The sequence below is a fragment of the Phycisphaerales bacterium genome (assembly GCA_020852515.1).
Classification (GTDB): Bacteria; Planctomycetota; Phycisphaerae; order Phycisphaerales; family UBA5793; genus UBA5793.
Window position 1 is genome coordinate 62691 of the sequence record JADZAS010000004.1, and the last position, 17439, is coordinate 80129.

General features: G+C 66.1%; 12 protein-coding genes. 5 read left to right on the plus strand and 7 right to left on the minus strand.

Annotation, left to right across the window (positions count from 1 at the left end):
- Positions 1-31: 31 nt before the first annotated feature.
- A complete protein-coding gene (locus IT430_02355) occupies positions 32-1867 on the minus strand; it encodes a hypothetical protein (protein MCC6906760.1) in 1836 nt (611 codons plus the stop codon).
- Between the two features lie 56 nt (positions 1868-1923).
- Positions 1924-3354 (minus strand): hypothetical protein, encoded by a 1431-nt coding sequence (locus tag IT430_02360; GenBank protein ID MCC6906761.1) that lies wholly within the window; start codon positions 3352-3354, stop codon positions 1924-1926.
- Between the two features lie 157 nt (positions 3355-3511).
- Between IT430_02360 and IT430_02365 the strand changes: the two genes are divergently transcribed.
- From IT430_02365 to IT430_02375, 3 genes are read left to right on the plus strand one after another with little or no spacing between them, the layout of a single operon-like run.
- Positions 3512-4081 (plus strand): LemA family protein, encoded by a 570-nt coding sequence (locus tag IT430_02365; GenBank protein ID MCC6906762.1) that lies wholly within the window; start codon positions 3512-3514, stop codon positions 4079-4081.
- Between the two features lie 32 nt (positions 4082-4113).
- Positions 4114-5214, plus strand: coding sequence for a M48 family metallopeptidase (locus tag IT430_02370; protein MCC6906763.1), 1101 nt, complete (start codon positions 4114-4116; stop codon positions 5212-5214).
- On the plus strand, positions 5201-5920 hold the full coding sequence (locus tag IT430_02375) for a hypothetical protein (protein MCC6906764.1): 720 nt from the start codon (positions 5201-5203) through the stop codon (positions 5918-5920). The genes IT430_02370 and IT430_02375 overlap by 14 nt, the downstream gene beginning before the upstream one ends.
- On the opposite strand, the gene IT430_02380 is transcribed toward IT430_02375, so the two are convergent.
- From IT430_02380 to IT430_02395, 4 genes are read right to left on the minus strand one after another with little or no spacing between them, the layout of a single operon-like run.
- Entirely contained in the window at positions 5907-6335 is a 429-nt protein-coding gene (locus IT430_02380; GenBank protein MCC6906765.1) for an acyl-CoA thioesterase, read from the minus strand. The two genes, IT430_02375 and IT430_02380, sit on opposite strands and share 14 nt — an antisense overlap.
- Positions 6336-6350: 15 nt before the next feature.
- Positions 6351-7304, minus strand: coding sequence for an ABC transporter permease (locus tag IT430_02385; GenBank protein ID MCC6906766.1), 954 nt, complete (start codon positions 7302-7304; stop codon positions 6351-6353).
- Between the two features lie 16 nt (positions 7305-7320).
- A complete protein-coding gene (locus IT430_02390; protein MCC6906767.1) occupies positions 7321-9201 on the minus strand; it encodes a peptide ABC transporter substrate-binding protein in 1881 nt (626 codons plus the stop codon).
- Positions 9202-9249: 48 nt separating this feature from the next.
- The gene (locus IT430_02395) at positions 9250-10332 is read right to left on the minus strand and encodes a HEAT repeat domain-containing protein (protein MCC6906768.1); all 1083 of its coding nucleotides are present in this window, start codon (positions 10330-10332) and stop codon (positions 9250-9252) included.
- Positions 10333-10577: 245 nt separating this feature from the next.
- Here IT430_02395 and IT430_02400 point away from each other — a divergent pair, with 245 nt between their 5' ends.
- A complete protein-coding gene (locus tag IT430_02400) occupies positions 10578-13187 on the plus strand; it encodes a hypothetical protein (protein ID MCC6906769.1) in 2610 nt (869 codons plus the stop codon).
- 3 nt (positions 13188-13190) lie between these two features.
- On the opposite strand, the gene IT430_02405 is transcribed toward IT430_02400, so the two are convergent.
- A complete protein-coding gene (locus IT430_02405) occupies positions 13191-13787 on the minus strand; it encodes a hypothetical protein (protein ID MCC6906770.1) in 597 nt (198 codons plus the stop codon).
- A 90-nt stretch (positions 13788-13877) separates the two neighbouring features.
- Here IT430_02405 and IT430_02410 point away from each other — a divergent pair, with 90 nt between their 5' ends.
- A complete protein-coding gene (locus tag IT430_02410; protein ID MCC6906771.1) occupies positions 13878-17435 on the plus strand; it encodes a DUF115 domain-containing protein in 3558 nt (1185 codons plus the stop codon).
- The last annotated feature ends 4 nt before the right edge of the window (positions 17436-17439 follow it).

Here is a 17439-nt window from a genome sequence, read left to right on the forward strand (position 1 = left end):
GCAAAGCGCTGCCATCCAGCGGTGGACGGAATCATAGCGCCGGCTGGGCGGCGGCGGATTCGGCGCGAGGCGCCGAAGCGCGCGCCGCGATCTCGGTCAGCAGCGGGATCATGCCTTCGGCCATGACGGTGTCCCAACTCATCCCGTCGGCGAGTTCGCGGCCGGTCTGGAGCAGGCGCCGCCGCTGGTCCTCGTTGCGCGGCAGGCGGCGGTGCAGTTCGGCCGCCACCGCGCGCGCCACGCGTTCCTCGACGTGGTCGCGCTGCTGCTGAGTCATGGCGCGGAGTTCATCGAGGCTCATCGGCCGGTCGAGCCGGGTGTAGTCCGCGACGATGACGTTGGGGTAATCCCGCGCCGCCTCGCCCAGGCGGCCCACAACGTGCTGATACGACGTCACGCACCCGCACACCGAACTGGCGACACAGATGGCGCCGCTGCCGAGCGGCTCGAACTGGGCGATGCCGAACGGCTCGTAGATCGACTGGCCGAATTCGACGTCCGCCGCCTGCCGCAGCGTGGCGAAGCTCATGTCCTCATGGGCCGCATCGCCCAGAACGGCGCGGCTCCAGCCGAACTGGTTGACCAGCATCACCTTGACATTCGTGTGGCCGGCGTTGAACGCCTTGACGAGTTGAAAGATTTCGAGTTCAGGCCCGGCGAGATCGGGATAGCCCTCGCGATGATGCCATGGCCAGCCATACTCGCGCGCCATGCGGTTCACATCCGCCATGCTGCGCGGCGGCGCGCCGCAGGTCAGGATGACGAGCAGTCCCGTGCGCCCGTCGGCGCCCAGCGCCGCATCAAGATGGGAGATGACTTTGAGGTCGCGCCAGAATCCCTTGCTGATCACCGGCCGGGCGACGTGGGTCATGAGCACGTCGGGCGCGTAGCCGATGACGCGCTGAGCCCACTCGATCACAAGTTGCCGGCTGCGTGTTTCCTGGTCAAAGTCGCTGTAGAACGCCGGCAGGCCGTTGTAGACGAGGCGGACTTTGTCGCTGTTCGTTTCAGCGTTAAGGAAGCGCATTTCCTCGGCGGTCGGGTCGCCCACGGCCACGATCGCGTCGAGCAGATGCGCGCGACTCACGAGAGCGTGGCGCATGAAGCCGGACTGGTCGCCGAAGACATCCTCGACGAACATTCCCTTGGCAGCGCCCTGGCGCATGAGGTTGTAGAACGCGGTGTCGTGCCCGGGGTGGTGCTCGGTGAGGCGTCGCGCAGTGGCGCACTCGTGAGCGTGGAAGACGGTGCGAAAAGCGTCGCCGCCATCCATGACGGCCTTGAGCGCCGTGCACAGGCCCATGAACTCGTGGCTGAAGATGATGCAAGGCAGTTCGCTGGCCGGCACGAGCGCCGACAGCGCATAGAACGCCGGCTCGGCGAGGCGGCAGTACTCTTCAAACCCCCAGTCGTGCTCGTAGCGGCGCGCATCGAGGCCGAAACGCTCCCACAGGCGCATCTTGAAGATCGCCAGCTGCTCGCGGTCGGGCCTGGACACGTCGATGAGCAGCACTTCGGCGGTGCCCTCGCGATTGTGGTGATTCTTCTCGTAGGTTCGGATGCCGTAGGCGATGTGTACTCCGAATGCCCACTGGATCGGGTGGAATTTGCGCCCGAGGCCGTCGAAGTCGATGTGATCGACGCTGCTGTAGCGGATGTTCACGTGTGGGCCGAGACGCTTGAGCGGGCTCTCGAGATGGCTGCCTCCCATCGGACCAACGAGGATGGAGCGGCGTACCGCCTGCTGGTAGACGGCGCTGGTCATCATGCCCTCAAGCACGGTGCCGATGCCGCCCATCTTTTCGATGGCTTCGTGCGTCACGTGGGCGAGGGTGAAGGGACCGGCTGAGGCGGGCGACTCTGGCATGGCCTGATGGTATCGACCAAGTTCGCCGGTAGGCCGCAGCAACGCTGCGACGACGATCAGGGGATGTCGCCGACCTCTGCGACCGTGGCGCGCGCGGGCGCCATGGCGCCCTCAATCAGCCCCGGCTGCCAGATCTCGTCGAGATCCTGATCATCCGTGGCCTTGCGCATGAGGAAGTAGAGCACGGTCATGGCCGAAGCGAGGTACGACACGACCCAGCCGGCGACCATTCCGCCGATGACGGTGCGCCAGAGCACGAGCAGTCCGCCGGTCACGCGATGCGTTCCTTCGAGCGGCCAGCCCTGCCCGGCGGGCAGCAGGTGCGCGATGTCGGCGTCGCCGGCGACCGCGGCGACCGCCGGCGCTTCCACGAACAACCCAGCGCCCCATGCGGTGAAGTTGATGGTCAGAGCCGCGATGAGCGAAACGATGACGAAGCCGAAAAGCCCCTGGATGAACGCGGCGAGGACGTAGACGATCCAGTGCAGCGGGCGGTTGCGCACGAACGAGAAGCCGCGCGCCAGCGCATCGGGCGCGTCGGCTGATTCAACCGCCACTGCGGGAACGAAGAGCCCGCAGGCCAGCAGAGTGAGCAGGATCAGGCAGGCCGCAATCAGCCCACCGAACAGCGCCAGCCCGTAAATCAGGCCGCCGAGGATGTTGAGCACCGGCACGGCCAGCAGCAGACCCCCGACGGCCAGCGCGAGCGCGCCCAGACCGATCGCCAGCAGCGGCAGGCCGACCGAACCCAGCGTCGGGATCCACCTCTTGAGCGCAAAGGCCAATGCCGTGGTCCAGCTGATGTACTGTTCGGCGGCGAACTGGCACGCGGCCGTCCGCGAGATGGCCGTCAGGCCGATCATCGTAACCGCCAGAGCCCACACGCCGAACACCAGGGCGAACGCGAGGTGATCGCGAAACAGGATGCCGACGAGGCGGCCGACGTCAGTGATCTGCGCCATCATCCCGGCGACGTCGAAGCGCAAGGCAGCTGCGAGGACGCCGTAGCAGTGCGAGACAATCGCTTCGGCGGTGGCTTCGAAGACTCCCTTTGGCGCCATGACCGCCAGTTGCCCGAGAGCCGCCTGCACCTCGGCGCGATCGCGATCCTGATCTTCCTCGGGCTTGTCGCGCCAGGTGTCGAGCACGGCGTCGCGCACATCCACCACGCGAAGCGGATCGGCTGCGGCGAGCGCTTCGGCGCGATCGGTGCGGACGAGCGTCGGATCTTCGAGAATCGGCCGGAGTTGGTCCAGCAGCACTTCGCGCGGCGGCCGCGGCGTGCCCAGGCCGGCGGCCCCAACGGGCTTGCCAAACAGGCCGTCCCAGATCGACCCCGTGGCCATGAGCAGGACGACGATGACAAAACCCATGACGACCCGGCTGGGCTGAAGCGAAAGCGCCAGCGCCCGGGGGATACGGCTGATGAGCAGGATGCCGCCCCAGTTCACCTGGTCGACCACGACGCTCCGGTGCGGTTCGTTCATGGCGTCATGCTACCTTGCCTGCGGAAACGGGCAAGTGCCCTGACGTGTCCCGGCGACCGGTGTCGCGGACGCGCCGTACATTCCGGCTTGCCTTTCCCGTCCAAGTGGATGATGCTACATCACTGGCCTTCTGCCGTTTCCTGGAAAGGAGCACCCCGTGGGCACAGCCGCCATCGTGTTACTGGTCTTCGTCGGCGCGTTCGTTCTCTTCCTGCTCTGGGCGATCGGCATCTTCAATGCGATCAAGCGCAAAGAGATCGCCGCCGAGGCCGCGTGGTCGGATATCGACGTGCAGCTCAAGCGCCGGCACGATCTGATTCCCAACCTGGTCGAGACCGTCAAGGGATACGCCACGCATGAGAAGCAGACGCTCGACGCGGTAATCTCGGCTCGCGCCAAGGCAGTCAACACCTCGGGCGTTGCGGCTCGCGGTCAGGCCGAGGGCGAACTGAGCCAGGTGCTCGGCCGGCTCATGGTGCTCAGCGAGGCGTACCCCGACCTCAAGGCGAACCAGAACTTCCTCGCGCTCCAGGAAGAACTCACGAGCACCGAAAACAAGATCGGCTTCTCGCGCCAGCATTACAACCGCAGCGCCCAGCAGTACAACGAAGCCATCGGCGTGTTCCCGGGTGTGCTCATTGCCGGTCTGATGAACTTCAAGGAACGGGAGTACTTCGAGATCGAGAACCCGGCGCAGCGCGAGGCGCCCAAGGTGCAGTTTTCCTGACCTGATTGCTCCTCGGCGGAGTCGCCCGGCCGATGTCTGAAGCCATCCACACCGACAACCCGGCCATACGCGGCCTGCCCGCGAACGTGACGTTTCACGACCTGATCCGGCGCAACAAGCGGCGCAGCGCGCTGCTCATGGTGGGGATGGGTCTGCTGGTGGTGCTGGTGGGTGTGGCGGTCACCATCATCATCGGCATGTACACCGGCTTTGCGCGCGACGAGGTGAATCTGGTCCAGTCGCTGATCCTGGGCGCGGCCGCGTCGGCGCTGGTGGCGACGGTCGCGGGCGTGTGGAGCTTTTACGGTGGATCGAGCGCGATTCTGGCGATTTCCGGCGCCAGGGAGATCGCCAAGAAGGACGATCCGCAGCTGTACAACGTGGTCGAGGAGATCGCCATCGCCGCGGGCGTGCCGCCGCCGAAGGTCTATCTCATTGACGACACCGCTCTGAACGCCTTCGCCACGGGCCGCGATCCACAGCATGCGGCCGTGGCGATCACCAAGGGGCTGCGGGCCCAGCTGAGCCGCGACGAGCTGGCCGGGGTCATGGCGCACGAGATGTCGCACATCCGCTTCTACGACATCCGCTTTGCGATGCTCATGGCCACGATGGTCGGGCTGATCGTCTTTGCCTCCGACGCCGTGCTGCAGATGATGCGCCTCCATTTCTGGTACGGCGGGGGCCGGCGCGGCTCGCGCCGCAGTGGGGACAACAAGGGCGCGGCGATCATCATGCTCGTCGTCTTCGTCATCTCCATCATTCTCATGATCATCGCGCCGACGCTGGCCATGCTCATTCGCATGGCGGTGAGCCGGGAGCGCGAGTACCTCGCCGACGCGGGCGCGGTGGAACTGACGCGATATCCGCAGGGGCTGATCTCGGCGCTGAACAAGCTCGGCGCCTGCCGCGAGCCGCTGGAGGTCGCCAACCGCGCCACCTCGCACCTGTACATCGTCAACCCGATGAAGCAGGCGCTCAAGGGGCGCGGCCACGAACTCAATAGCGTGTTTCGCACGCATCCGCCGCTGCACGATCGCATCGCACGCCTCTCGGCGCTGATCGCAGCACCCGCGGCGGCGGCGGACAAGCCGAAGCCACGGCCGTCGGAGCGGCGCGATGGAAGGGCTTAATGTCCTTTTCGTGATCGCCGTGGTCGCGGTGATCGCCGTGCTCGCCTACTACTCGTGGAAGGCCGAGCGGCAGCGCACGAAGGACCTCGCGGCGATGGCCCGGCGCCTGGGCTTTCGTTTCAGTCCATTGCGCGATGAGTCGCACGAGCAGCGGTATGGCCACTTTGAAGTCTTCCGCCAGGGCCACAGCCGGTGCGCGTTCAACACGCTTACCGGCAGCCTGGCTGTCGGTGAGCGCGCCCTGCCGATCCTGCTGGGCGACTACGAGTACAAGGTGACGACCTCCAACGGCAAGTCGACGCAGACCACGACCTATCACTTCAGTTTCGCCATCGCGCATCTGCCGTATCCGAGCGTGCCCGACGTGCTCATCCGGCCGGAGGGATTCTTCGACAAGATCAAGTCGGCCATCGGATTCGACGACATCGACTTCGAGTCGGCCGAGTTCAGCAAGTGCTTTTTCGTGAAGTCGCCCGACAAGCGCTTCGCCTACGACCTGATCGACCCGCGCATGATGGAATTCCTGCTCGCCACGCGGCCGCCGGGTTTGGACATGGAGCGCGGGCGAATTCTGCTCACCGACGGCAGCCGCCGGTGGGAGCCCGCGCAGTTCGAGCGGAATCTCCGATGGATGCAGGAGTACCTCGAGCGCTGGCCGCGGCACCTGGTCGATCAACTCGAAGGCGGCGGCGTCAGGTCGCTTTGACGAACGGCGTGGGCCGGCCCGCTTCATCCACGGCGACAAACGTAATCTGCGCCTCGGTCACGTCCACGATTTCCCTGCTCGCGAAGCGCTCGACCTGCACGAGGACCCGGACGGTCAGGCTTGTCGTGCCGGTGCGGATGGTTTGGGTGTGCAGGTTGACGATGTCGCCGACGAAAACCGGCGCGTGGAAGATGACCTTCTCCATGGCCACGGTGACCCAGCGGTATGGCCCGTGCTTGCGGGCCTCGATGTAGCCGGCCTGGTCGATGTAGCTGAGAATCACGCCGCCGAAGATCGTGCCCAGGTTGTTCGTGTCCTTGGGCATCGTCATGATGCGCAGCGACGGCACGGAGTGCTCGAGATCCCAGTGCTCGTGCGGCTGGCCGGTCGAGGCTCGTCCCGGGTTCTCAGTCATGCGCCCTCCGTCCGTTCAGGCGAGTTGAATTCGCGGATCGACCCAGCGGTACATCACATCCACGGCGAGATTGAACAGCACGAGCATGGTTGAGTAGGTGAGCACGATGCCCATGATGACGAAGAGGTCCTTGTTGAGCACCGAATTGACGAAGTGCTGGCCAAGCCCGGGCACATTAAAGACTTTCTCGACCACGAACGAGCCGGTCATGACGTACGCTGCGGCCGGCCCGAGGTAACTGAGCACGGGCAGGAAGGCGACCTTAAGCGCGTGGCGAAGCACGATGCGGGTTTCTGAGACGCCCTTGGCGCGTGCCGTGCGGATGAAGTCCGACTGCAGCACATCGATCATGCCCAGGCGCGTCAGGCGCGCGATGTAGGCCGCAAATGGCAGGCTGAGGGTGAGCGCGGGCAGGATGAGATCGCGCGGCGAACCCCAGTGGGCCACGTGGACGAACTCGAACCACACGGCAAACACAATGAGCAGCGCTGTGCCGATGACGAAACTCGGCAGGCTGATGCCCACCAGCGCTACGAGCAGCGTCGCCACGTCCATCCAGCTGCCAGGCCTCACGGCGCCGACGATCCCGGAGACCAGGCCGATGGCCAGGGCGAAGACGAGCGCGACCATTCCCAGCACGATACTCACGGGCAGCGCACCGCCGATGAGTTCGTTGACGCTCCAGTCCTCGTACTGCAGGCAGGGGCCGAGGTTGAAGACCTTGCGCGAGTCGCCGCGCAGCCACGCCACGCCCGACGCCTGGTCGAGGTACGACACATAGAACTTCAGCGGGTCGTCGAGGTTGTATTGCGCCTTCATGGCGTCCTGCACTGCGGGGTCGGGCCGGCGGCCTTCGGGCTTGTCGAGCGGATTGCCGGGCAGCCACCAGGCGAGCGTGAAGGTCGCCGTATAGATGACCAGCAGGATCAGAGGCACCTGCAGCAGTCTGCGAATGAGCATCGCCGTCATGCCGGCACTCCCCTGCTCACTTCACGACCTCCATCTCCCAGAGGAACTGGGTGAGCCGCGGGTGCGTGGAGACGTTGCGCAGTTCGGCGGGATCGTACATGTACAGCGTGACCTGGTGAAACAGCGGCAGCAGCGGCAACTCTTCGTTGATGGTCATCGCGTCGGCCTGCTCCAGCAGTTGCATGCGCTTCTGGGGATCGAGTTCGCGGTCGGCGCGATCCATCAGTTCATCAAACGCGGGGTTGGAGAAGTTGCGGTCGTTGTTGCTGTTGCCGGTGCGGTGCAGATCAAGGAAGGTGGTCGGGTCGCCGTAGTCGCCGTACCAGTTGCCGCGCGCGACCATGAAGTCGTGCTCCTGGAGGTGAGTGGCCTGCACCTTGGTCTCTTCCTCGCGCAGGCGGCATTTCACGCCGAGCTGCCGCTCCCACATGTGCGCGATGGCCTGGGCGATGGACTTGTGCTCGGCGACGGACGGGAAGAGAATCTCCACCGTCGGGAACATCTGGCCCGACGCTTCCTCGATGAAGCCGTCGCCGTCTCGATCGCTCCAGCCGGCCTCGGCCAATTCCTCGCGCGCCCTGGCGGGGTCGTAGCCGATGCCCTTGGCGCCCTCGAAACCCGCGATGGAGCCGGGCGGAATGAGCACGTTCGCGACGGGCTGATTCATCCGCGTCACGCGCTCGACGATGGCCTGCTTGTCCACCGTCCGAGCGAAGGCGCGGCGGATGCGCGCATCCTTGAACGGGTTGAACGCGCCGCTGTTGAGCGTGGGCTGGCAGTTGAAGTTGTAGAAGTACGTCCCATACGCCGCGAAGGCGTGGATGTCGTTGCGCTCGCCGGGCTGTGGCGGCGATTCCTCTGCGAGGATCGCCATCGCCTCGTTGTAGCCCAGCCCCTGCGCTCGAAGTTCGTCGTAGCGCGCGGCGTTGCGATCCATGTACTTCCGTTTCTGCACGAGCATGTCGGCGCGGTAGTCCACGCCAACGTCGCTGAGCCAGTTGATCGTTCCCGTCTCGTACGCGAGCACGGCGGTGTTGGCGTCTTCGACGGCGATGCACAGGACGGAGTCGGATTTGACAGCGCCGGCGTTCCAGTAGTACGAGTTGCGCTCCAGGCGAAGGTCGCGCATGTAGCGCCACACGGCAAGGATGTACGGGCCGTTGCTCACGAGGTGGGGCGGCTTGGTCCAGCCGTGATGCTGGCGCAGCGCGCCCGTCGCCGCGTCGAGTTTCACGTAAGGCTCGACGGTGGGCCGGTGCACCGGCTTGAACGGGCCGAACGCCAGCAGATCGAGCATGTAGGGCGTGGGCACTTCAAGGGTGACCACCAGCGTGCGGGCATCGAGCGCCTTGACGCCGACGGTGTGCTCGTAGCGGGCCAGCGCTTCGTCGAGCATGGTCTGAGCGAGTTTCAGCCGCTCGGGTCCGCTCAGCGGCATCGCCTGCGTGATGAATGTCTCGAGTTGAGCCGCGCGCCAGTCGAAGAACGCACGGCCCCCCTTGATCTTGAAGAACAGATCGGCATACCCCGCGACGGTGTCGGGAAAAAGGGCGCGACGCCAGGAGTACGCGAAGTCCGGCGCGATCACGGGATCGCCGTTGGACCATTTGGCGTTTTCGCGGAGGTGGAAGGTGTACGTCAGCCCGTCGGGGGAGACTTCCCAGGTCTCCGCCACGCCGGGGACGATCTCGAAGGTGTCGTTGTCGTGATTGACGAGACCTTCATAAATCGCATCGGCGATGCGGAAGTCCTGTAACCAACTCATGCGCTGCGGGTCGAGCGAGTGCACCTCGCCCCGATTGATGAACGTCAGGTCGGCGGCAGGTTGCGGCCGGTCGAGCAGCACCGCGCCAACTACAAGAGCAACCAGCATCAGAATGGGCGCGATCGACCGCATGGGCGAAGCGTAGAGCCGCCGCCGCCCCCGAGCGATTCGATCCGCACATCAGCGGCGGAAAGCGTCCTCGATCGCGCCGGGCTGAAACTCCCAGGTGCGGTTCGAGTAGATCGGGCCGTCCTCGGCGAGCCAGCCGGTCTCAAGCGCCTGGGCGGCCTCGTCGATGCGGCCGGCGGAAATGGCGCTGGTAACCTTCGTCTGCGCGGTGGCCTGGCGGCAGAGCAGGCTCATGAGATTCTCGCTCGTGCGCGTCAGGTCGGTGTACACCTGGCGATTCTGGTCGATGATCAGATCATTGCGGCCGTGTTCGACGGCCAGCAGCAGGATGCTGGCCGCCGCCTCGATCATATTGTGCTCGTGCGGCGCGATGGCCGGGCCGCCGACCGTGTCCACGACGTAGCGCTTCTGCAGGCGCTCAAGGCCGGTGCGAAGCGAGTTGAGCGCCGCGGCTGAAGCGTCGTCCTTGAGTCGCCGGGCCTGCAACGTGAGCCCCTCGCTCACCGCGTCGATGGCGTCAGCGACGGTGGGCAGCGCCGCGGCGGCGGCGAACATCGCGCGCAGCACTTCGGGGTCGCTTTCATCACCGAGGGCCTCGCGCAGGTAGCGGGCGACATTCTTCTCGCTCTGCAAAGCGTTGGAATAGGCATTGCGGTCCTGCGGGATCGAACGCATGGAGCGCTCGAGCCCCGTGGCCGCCGCGTAGCGCAGGGCCGGCTCCTCGCTGCCCATGACGTCGCGCAGAGCCGCGTCGGCTTCGTCGCTGGCAATCGAGCCGAGGATCCAGATCGCCGCCTGCCGGTTGGCCATTTCCGCGGCCTCATCGCGCGCGATGGCGGCCAGGCCGGGGGTCAGAGCCTCGTTGTAGGCCAGCCGGAAGGTGCGCGACGTATCCTGCCGAAACGGCTCGAGCAAGGAACGGCGTGCGTCCGCGAGGACTTTGCCGTCGGGCGATTTCATCCCTTCGAGACTTCGCTGCACGTGGCTCTTGAGAACGGCCGACTGCTCAGCCGTCAGCGGGCGCGGCGTGTTGTAGATTTCGCGCGGCAGTTGGGCCCGGGCGACCGAGCCTGAAGCAGCCATGGCGAGCACAAGAGCGAGGATGGCGGACGTACGTCGCCGGAAAAGATCCATTCTGAAGTTCTCCGCGAAAAAGCGGGCGTCTCGCGCCCGTCTGGGCCAGACTCAATCGCTGGCGACACCGAACCTTACGCTACGATTGCTCCCTGAGACGGTCAAACCCCGAATTCGCAGGTGCATGGAATCGGCCGAGACCGTGCTGCTAGCATGCCGGCCCGCCGGCCTGTTCTGATCTGAGTTGACCCGGCGCGCACGGCGGCTGACGTAACCGCCCTGCAGCGTCCGATCTGAAGAACACCATGACCCGACTGCTGGTTGCACTCACCGTTGCCCTGCTCACCCTGGCCCCCGCACGGGGCCAGCAGGAGGCGGCGAATGCGCAAGACGCTCCAACGCCCGCCAGCAGAGTCAATGAACTGCTGGCTCGGCGTCTCGTGCAGCACTCCGCCCGCTTCGCCCGGCCCGGACCCGAGGCCGACCCCCTCGCCGGGTATCGCGCGGCGGTGGGAATGTTGAAATGGGCCGCCAGACTCTCGCCTGACGACGTTGAGATCTACCGGCGGCTGGAGGCGGCGGGGTCGATCCTGGGATCGGAAGACGAGACGCTCATTGACGCCGAGCGGAATCTGCTTCGCCTCGATCCCGACAACGCCATCGCGCAGCTGCGCGTGATCAACCGCGGCATCGACGCCCGCCAGAGCGTGGCTGAGCGGCTAGCGCTTTGCGAGCGGCTGCTGCGTTCGCCAGCGGGCAGCCGGCTTGCTCCCGAGGTGCTCAGCCAGATCGCATATCGCGCGGCAACGCTGGCTCAGGAACAGGGCCGGGCGAGCGTCGCGGCGTCCTACCTCGAAGAAGCGTTGAAACTGAATCCGGCGAATCTCGATGCGGCCGCACTCAACGCGCTGGAAATCGACCGGCAGACCGCCAAGCCGGAACTGCTGGTGCGCGCGATGGTGCAACTCGTCAAGGCCGACCCGACCAATGAAGCGGCGCTGAGCGATCTCGTGGCCGCCGTGCAGGAAGCCGGATGCGCCAGCGCTGCAGCCGACCTGATCGAAGCAATGAGCGCGCAGGCGGCGCGGAGCGGAGCGAGCCTTCCCGATGACCTCTTCGCCGACTACGCCTATCTGCGGGCGGCTGACAGCGGCCCGAGGGAAGGACTCGACCTCATTCAGCGGCGGCAGGAGTCGTTCGACCGCTTCGAGCGCCAGCGCCTCCAGGCGCAGTGGGCGCGCGAGCGGCAGGCCGAGCAGCAGCAGGCTGCCGAGGCGCATCTGCCCCCGCCGCCGATCGGCGAGATGCCCACGTATGACGACGTTTCTGTCGAGCTGTCCGTGCATCTGCAGATCACGCGCGTGCTGCTGGCGCTTGCCGCGGGCGCCTCGGAAGAGATCGATCGCGGCATGGCGTCGCTCGAGAAGTCGTGGGCGAGGCAACTCGAAGAGCTGCGCAGCACCGACCGGACCGATCTGCCCGCATCCGCGGTCAACGCCATGGAAGCGGATGAGCGGCGCATCATCGCCGACCGCAGCTGGACGCGGCTGTGGGTGAATCGACACGTTGACGAGGCCGCCGCAGACATCGATCTGCTCGACCGCAGCGGTAAGCACGACCAGACAGAGATTCGGCGGCTTCGCGCCTGGCTCAGCCTTCGCCAGGGTGATGCGGCGGCGGCGATTGCCGGCCTCGAGTCGCTGCCGACGGCGGATCCGCTCAGCGATCTGGGCTTGGCGCTGGCGCAACTTCAGCTCGGCCGCACCGCCGACGCCACTCGGTTGCTCGGGCAGATCTACCAGAATCAACCCGGCAAACTGGTCGGGGTGATGTGCAAGTGGACGTATGAAGACCTGACCGGCAATCCGATGCCCCTGCCGCGCGAAGCGCGCGCGGTGGAGAGAGAACTCGACCGCTTCCCCCGGATGCTCGGCGACCTGCTTCATCGGCCGCAGCGGCACTTCTCGCTCTCGATCAACCCGCGTCAAAGCCGGGTCGACCCCCTTGACCCGATGACCTTTGACCTGGTCTTGAGCAACGATTCTCCGTGGCCGGTCGCGATCGGCCCGGAGACAATTTTGCCCAGCCGCGCGGCGCTGTTTCCCATCTTTCAGGTCGTGGGCAAGACCGTCCAGACCGGCACGCCTCCCCTGACGCTCGATCTCCAGCGCCGGCTGATGCTCGAACCTTCCAAGTCAATGACGGTCCCCATCGCCATCGACTACACGCTCTTCGGGCTGATCATTCCGAACCTGGCCGTGCGGCCAATGACGGTTGAGATTCAGGCGAAACTGGACTGTGACGTCGGACCCAACGGGAAATTCCAGGAAACGCCGCGGAGCCTCGTGCGCCAATCGCCGCCAATGCACGTTTCGCCGTGGCCGGGAATGCTCGACAAAACGCCGCCGGATTTCGCTGGCTCGCTGCCGGGCGAGTCTCCGCTGAGCACCATTGAAGCGATCACCCGTCTCTCGGCCGCGCTGCACGCACGACTGACGCGCATGATCGATCCAAGCGAGCACGCCGACTTGCTTGCCGCGGCCGACACAGGAATTCTCCGACTCGTGGAGATCTGGCCGGAATTGGATCGGGAGGTGTCGGCGTGGGCGGTGCTGACCGTGCCATTCCAAACCGAGGCGAGCAGGAACCGGATCGAGTCGCTGAACCAGTTCGAAGCCGCTGCGCGCCGTTCGACTGATCCACTGGTGCAGATGTCGTGGATCGCCGCCCGCGTGAACTCGCCGACCGACGTAGTGCTTGAAGGCGCGCTGCGCAGCGAAGACCCGGCGCTGCGGGCCATCGCGGAAGACGCCCGCATCTTCATCGAAGGGCTCAAGTCGGCCCCGCCGTCGGAAGCAACGACATCGAGCGAAGCGCCTCTCGAGGCCCCGGTCGAGGCGCCTCCCGAGAAGTGATGTTCACCCGCCCAGCAGTCCGGCCGTGGGCACCTGGTTGAGCATCCAGCGCTCCCAGATCATCTCCGTGATCTTCCACCGGCCGGATGAGTCCCGACGCCAGCGAAAGCGCCATTGGTTGGGGATCGCCTCTCCCATCGCCGTGACCGTGGTCTGCGCCAGCACCGATTCGCCCGTGTCCGGCCCCGTTGACGTACCCAGCACATCGCGGATGTTGTTGGACTTGACGAGCGACTTGATGGTCCTGACCCGCTCAACAAGATCCAGATGATCGAGCGAACTGCGGTCCGGACCGATGCGCAATACCAGTGTCGGGTCGAGCCGCTCGCCGAACGCCGCCGCGTCGCCGTTTACGGCTGCTTCGACGAGACTTCGCGTCTCGCGCGACAGGCGTTCGCCCGTCGTCTCGATGAGCCTGGCGAGTGCAATCAGGCCCACAGCGGCGGCGAGCAGGCCCAGGGCCGTCCATTGAGCCGGCTTTGGCGCGCGGTAACGAAAGGCGACCCAGGCGACCACTGCGGCGATGACCAGCAGCGCCGCGAGGAACCAGGGGCTCTCAAGCGTGTGCACGACAAGGGCTGAGCGGTCGGGCAGATCCATTTCAAGTCTCCGGCAAACTGATTCCGATAATACCCGAGCAGCACCGGCGCCGGACCAGCAAACGACCCTTCGAGCGGAGTGGCGAGCGATTTGAGTACCGCAATCCTCGACGCCAATCTCGCCGCGCTCGCCGGGCACAATCCACGGCTCGTGCAGCGGATCCGTGCCGCGCCACCATCTCCGGAGTGCGCGTTCGCACCGACGCCTCAGGATGTTCCCGCCCTTTCGCTGGGGGGATCACAATTGTGCAGCCGCCACCGGCCCCTGGACGAGGCCGACCGCTTTGCGGCGTCGGTCGACATCGTGGAGCACGCGGCGGTCGTGGTGCTGGGCTTTGGCGCGGGATATCACGTGCAGCGGGTGGCCGAGCGGCTGCGCAAGACCGGCCTGATCATCGTCTACGAGCCGGACGTGGCGATGCTGCGCGCTGTATTCGAGCGGGTAGACCACTCGGCTTGGATCAACGCGACGAACCTCGTGATCGCCGACGAGGCGGAAGACCGCGCTTCGCTGGCATCGCAACTCGCCGGTGCCGAGGGCATCGTCGCGCAAGGCACAACGATCGAATCGCACCTGCCCAGCCGCACGCGTCTGGGCGAAGGAGCCGGCCGCTTCGGCAAGATGCTCGCCGACCTGGTGTCGAACATCCGCACGACGATGCTGACGACGCTCGTGCATTCATCGACGACCTGCCGCAACCTGAGCCTGAATCTCGACCACTACGGCGCGGGCGAAGGCATCGCACCTTTGCAAGGCATTGCCGCCGGGCGCACGGCGCTGCTCATCGCGGCGGGTCCGAGCCTGTCGCGGCATTACGAACTCCTCGCGGACCCTTCGCTGCGCGAGCGGGTGGTGATCATCGCGGTGCAGTCCTGCCTGCGGCCGCTGCTGCGGCGCGGCATTCGGCCGCACTTCGTGACGGCGCTGGACTATCACGAAATCAGCCGGCACTTCTACGACGGGCTCGATCCCCACGAACTGCGCAACATCACGCTGGTCTGCGAGCCGAAGGTGAACCGGATCGTGGTCGAGTCGTACCCGGGGCCGATTCGCTGCGTGGCCAACGGCTTTCTCGACCGGCTGCTCGGACCGCTGGCGCGCGACATGGGCGCCGTGCCCGCGGGCTCGACGGTTGCTCATCTCAGTTTTTACCTGGCGCAGTATCTCGGCTGCGATCCGATCGTGCTCGTCGGCCAGGATCTGGGCTTTACCGACAATCTCTACTACGGCCCGGGCGCCGCCATTCACGACCAGTGGGCGCCGGAGATCAACGCCTTCAACACCATCGACATGATGGAATGGGCCCGCGTGGCGAGGATGAAGCGCAACCTGCGCCAAGCGCCGAGCCAGTCGGGCGCGCCGATGCTCATCGACGAGCAGATGAGCACCTACCTGACGCAGTTCGAGCGCGACTTCTCCAGAGCGCCGCAGACGATCATCGACGCGCAGGGCGGCGGCGCTGCCAAACAGCACACACTCGTTCGCCCGCTTGCTGAAGTGATCGCGGAGGCCGGCTCGACCCCCCTGCCCGATTTTACCGCCGAGCGCCGACCGCTGAACCCGAAGCGGCTTGGCGAGATCAGCCGGCGCATCCAGTCCGTCTGCGGCGACGTACAGGAACTCGAGCGCATCAGCCGCGACACGGGCCGCGTGCTGGGTGAAATGGCCGCTCGCCAGCGCGATGCGGCGGCGATGAAGCGGTTGTTCCAGAAAGTTCGCGACAACCAGCGGCGCGTGGACGGCCTTGAGCGCACGCACGACCTTGTCAACAACCTCAACCAACTGGGTGTGTTCAAGCGGCTCCGGGCCGACCGGCGACTCGAACTCACCGAGGGCCTTGACCCCCTCGAACGGCAAAAGGCCCAACTCGAACGCGATCAGACCAATGTGCGCTGGCTCGCAGACGCCTGCGCGGAGGCGAGGCACATACTCGACGATGCCCTGCGCGTGCTGCGCGGCGAAGCCGTGAGCACGCGCATCGGCGAGGGCTATGCGGGTGAGGACGCGCCGGATGGTGATGTTCTCGCCCAGCGGCCTCGCCGCATTGCCGCGATGATTGCCGTAGACCCCGCGCGCGACGGCCTGCTCCGCGAGCCCTCACTGGGCGGCGCCGCGAACGATGGCGCGCTGCTCCAGCGCACGCTCGAGCGGCTTGGCCGCTGCCGGCGCATCGAGTCGATCGTTCTGCTCGTGCCGCGCAGCTTTGCGGTGTGCGAACTCATCCACGCAGAGGCGATCGACCGGCCGCTTGTCGTACGAGAGATCGACGGACCGGTCTTTGACGATGCGCACCCAGCAGTGGCCGCCGCGCGGCAGTGGAGCGACTGGTGCTGGCGCGGCGGCATCGGCGGGATGACCGTCTTTGACGAGATCATGGCGCCGGCCTGCATGGCTGAGGCGATGGATGAGCTCGGACTCGACGCCGTGGTCGTCGTCGGCCCGGACTGGCCCTTGCTCGACTGGTCGGAATCGACCGGCTGCGATGCGCTCGTCGCTCGCTACCTCGAACATCCCGAGAGTCATCGCCTCGTGTTCACCCAGGCGCCGCCGGGGCTGTGCGGCGTGCTCGTCGAAGCGTCGCTCATGCGCGAAATGGCCCAGCGGGTGCGGCAGTTCACGCTGGGCTCGATGCTCTCGTACATTCCCAGCCTGCCGCAACTCGACCCGACGAGCAAAGATGCGTGCATCAAACTTCCTGCGGAGATCCGCAACCACGCAGGCCGGTACATCGGCGGCCAGCGGGTCGCGGCGCTTGCCGATGCAATTGGCCCGGAGAGTTGCGGCACGGAGTTGCTCGCAGCGATCGGCGCAGCGCCGCGCGAAGTCGATGCGCTACCGCAGCAGATCGAGATCGAACTGACGACACGGCGCGTTACACAGCCGCGATGGTTGACTGAGGCCGTCGCGCCAACCGACGTTGAAGTCGAACTGGTCGAGCGCGTCTTGCACGAAGCAGCGGGGCGCGGCGACCTGGCGGTGACCTTCGGCGGCAGAGGTGATCCGCTGCTGCATCCGCGGTGTCGCGAGATCGTTCAGTTGTGCCGCAACCTGGGTTGCCGCGCGATCCATATCCGCACCGACCTGCCCGAGTCTTTCGATGCGCTGCAACTGTTCGACTGGCCGGTGGATGTCATCAGCATTGAACTGCAGGCGGAGACCGCGGCGACGTACCGGGCGGTCATGGGCGTCGATCGTTTTGATGACCTGCGGCGGCGCGTTGATGCGCTGATCAACGCGCGGACGGCTCGCACGGGCAATCCGAACCGGCTCGCGCTGCCGTGGATCGTACCCCGCATGGCGCGTTGCCGGGCGACGATGGACGAGATGCGCAACTTCTACGATCGCTGGCTGCACTACGCGGGCGCTGCGATGATCGACCCTTGGCCGGGGGAAGACGGCACGATTTCGCTCGAAGCGCCGCCGGCCGCTCGCGATGAACTGAACCGGCGGATCATGCACATGCGCGCGGATGCCACGGCGTTCTCCGGGCCAAGCGGCTGGGGAGCGCCCGCGCCGGAGGATACGATCGATCTCACCGCGCAGTCGCTCGCCGAGGCATGGTCGCAACTGCAGTCGCGCCTGCGCTGGCAGTCGAATCATGAAGAAGCCGATGCGCCGGCGCTCATCCTCGAATTCGGTGCTGCGTGAGGGG

Coding starts and splice junctions, on each gene's coding strand:
- IT430_02400 (MCC6906769.1), top strand. CDS start 10,578: ATGACCCGACTGCTGGTTGCACTCACCGTTGCCCTGCTCACCCTGGCC.
- IT430_02370 (MCC6906763.1), top strand. CDS start 4,114: ATGTCTGAAGCCATCCACACCGACAACCCGGCCATACGCGGCCTGCCC.
- IT430_02360 (MCC6906761.1), bottom strand. CDS start 3,354: ATGAACGAACCGCACCGGAGCGTCGTGGTCGACCAGGTGAACTGGGGC.
- IT430_02405 (MCC6906770.1), bottom strand. CDS start 13,787: ATGGATCTGCCCGACCGCTCAGCCCTTGTCGTGCACACGCTTGAGAGC.
- IT430_02355 (MCC6906760.1), bottom strand. CDS start 1,867: ATGCCAGAGTCGCCCGCCTCAGCCGGTCCCTTCACCCTCGCCCACGTG.
- IT430_02380 (MCC6906765.1), bottom strand. CDS start 6,335: ATGACTGAGAACCCGGGACGAGCCTCGACCGGCCAGCCGCACGAGCAC.
- IT430_02375 (MCC6906764.1), top strand. CDS start 5,201: ATGGAAGGGCTTAATGTCCTTTTCGTGATCGCCGTGGTCGCGGTGATC.
- IT430_02395 (MCC6906768.1), bottom strand. CDS start 10,332: ATGGATCTTTTCCGGCGACGTACGTCCGCCATCCTCGCTCTTGTGCTC.
- IT430_02390 (MCC6906767.1), bottom strand. CDS start 9,201: ATGCGGTCGATCGCGCCCATTCTGATGCTGGTTGCTCTTGTAGTTGGC.
- IT430_02385 (MCC6906766.1), bottom strand. CDS start 7,304: ATGACGGCGATGCTCATTCGCAGACTGCTGCAGGTGCCTCTGATCCTG.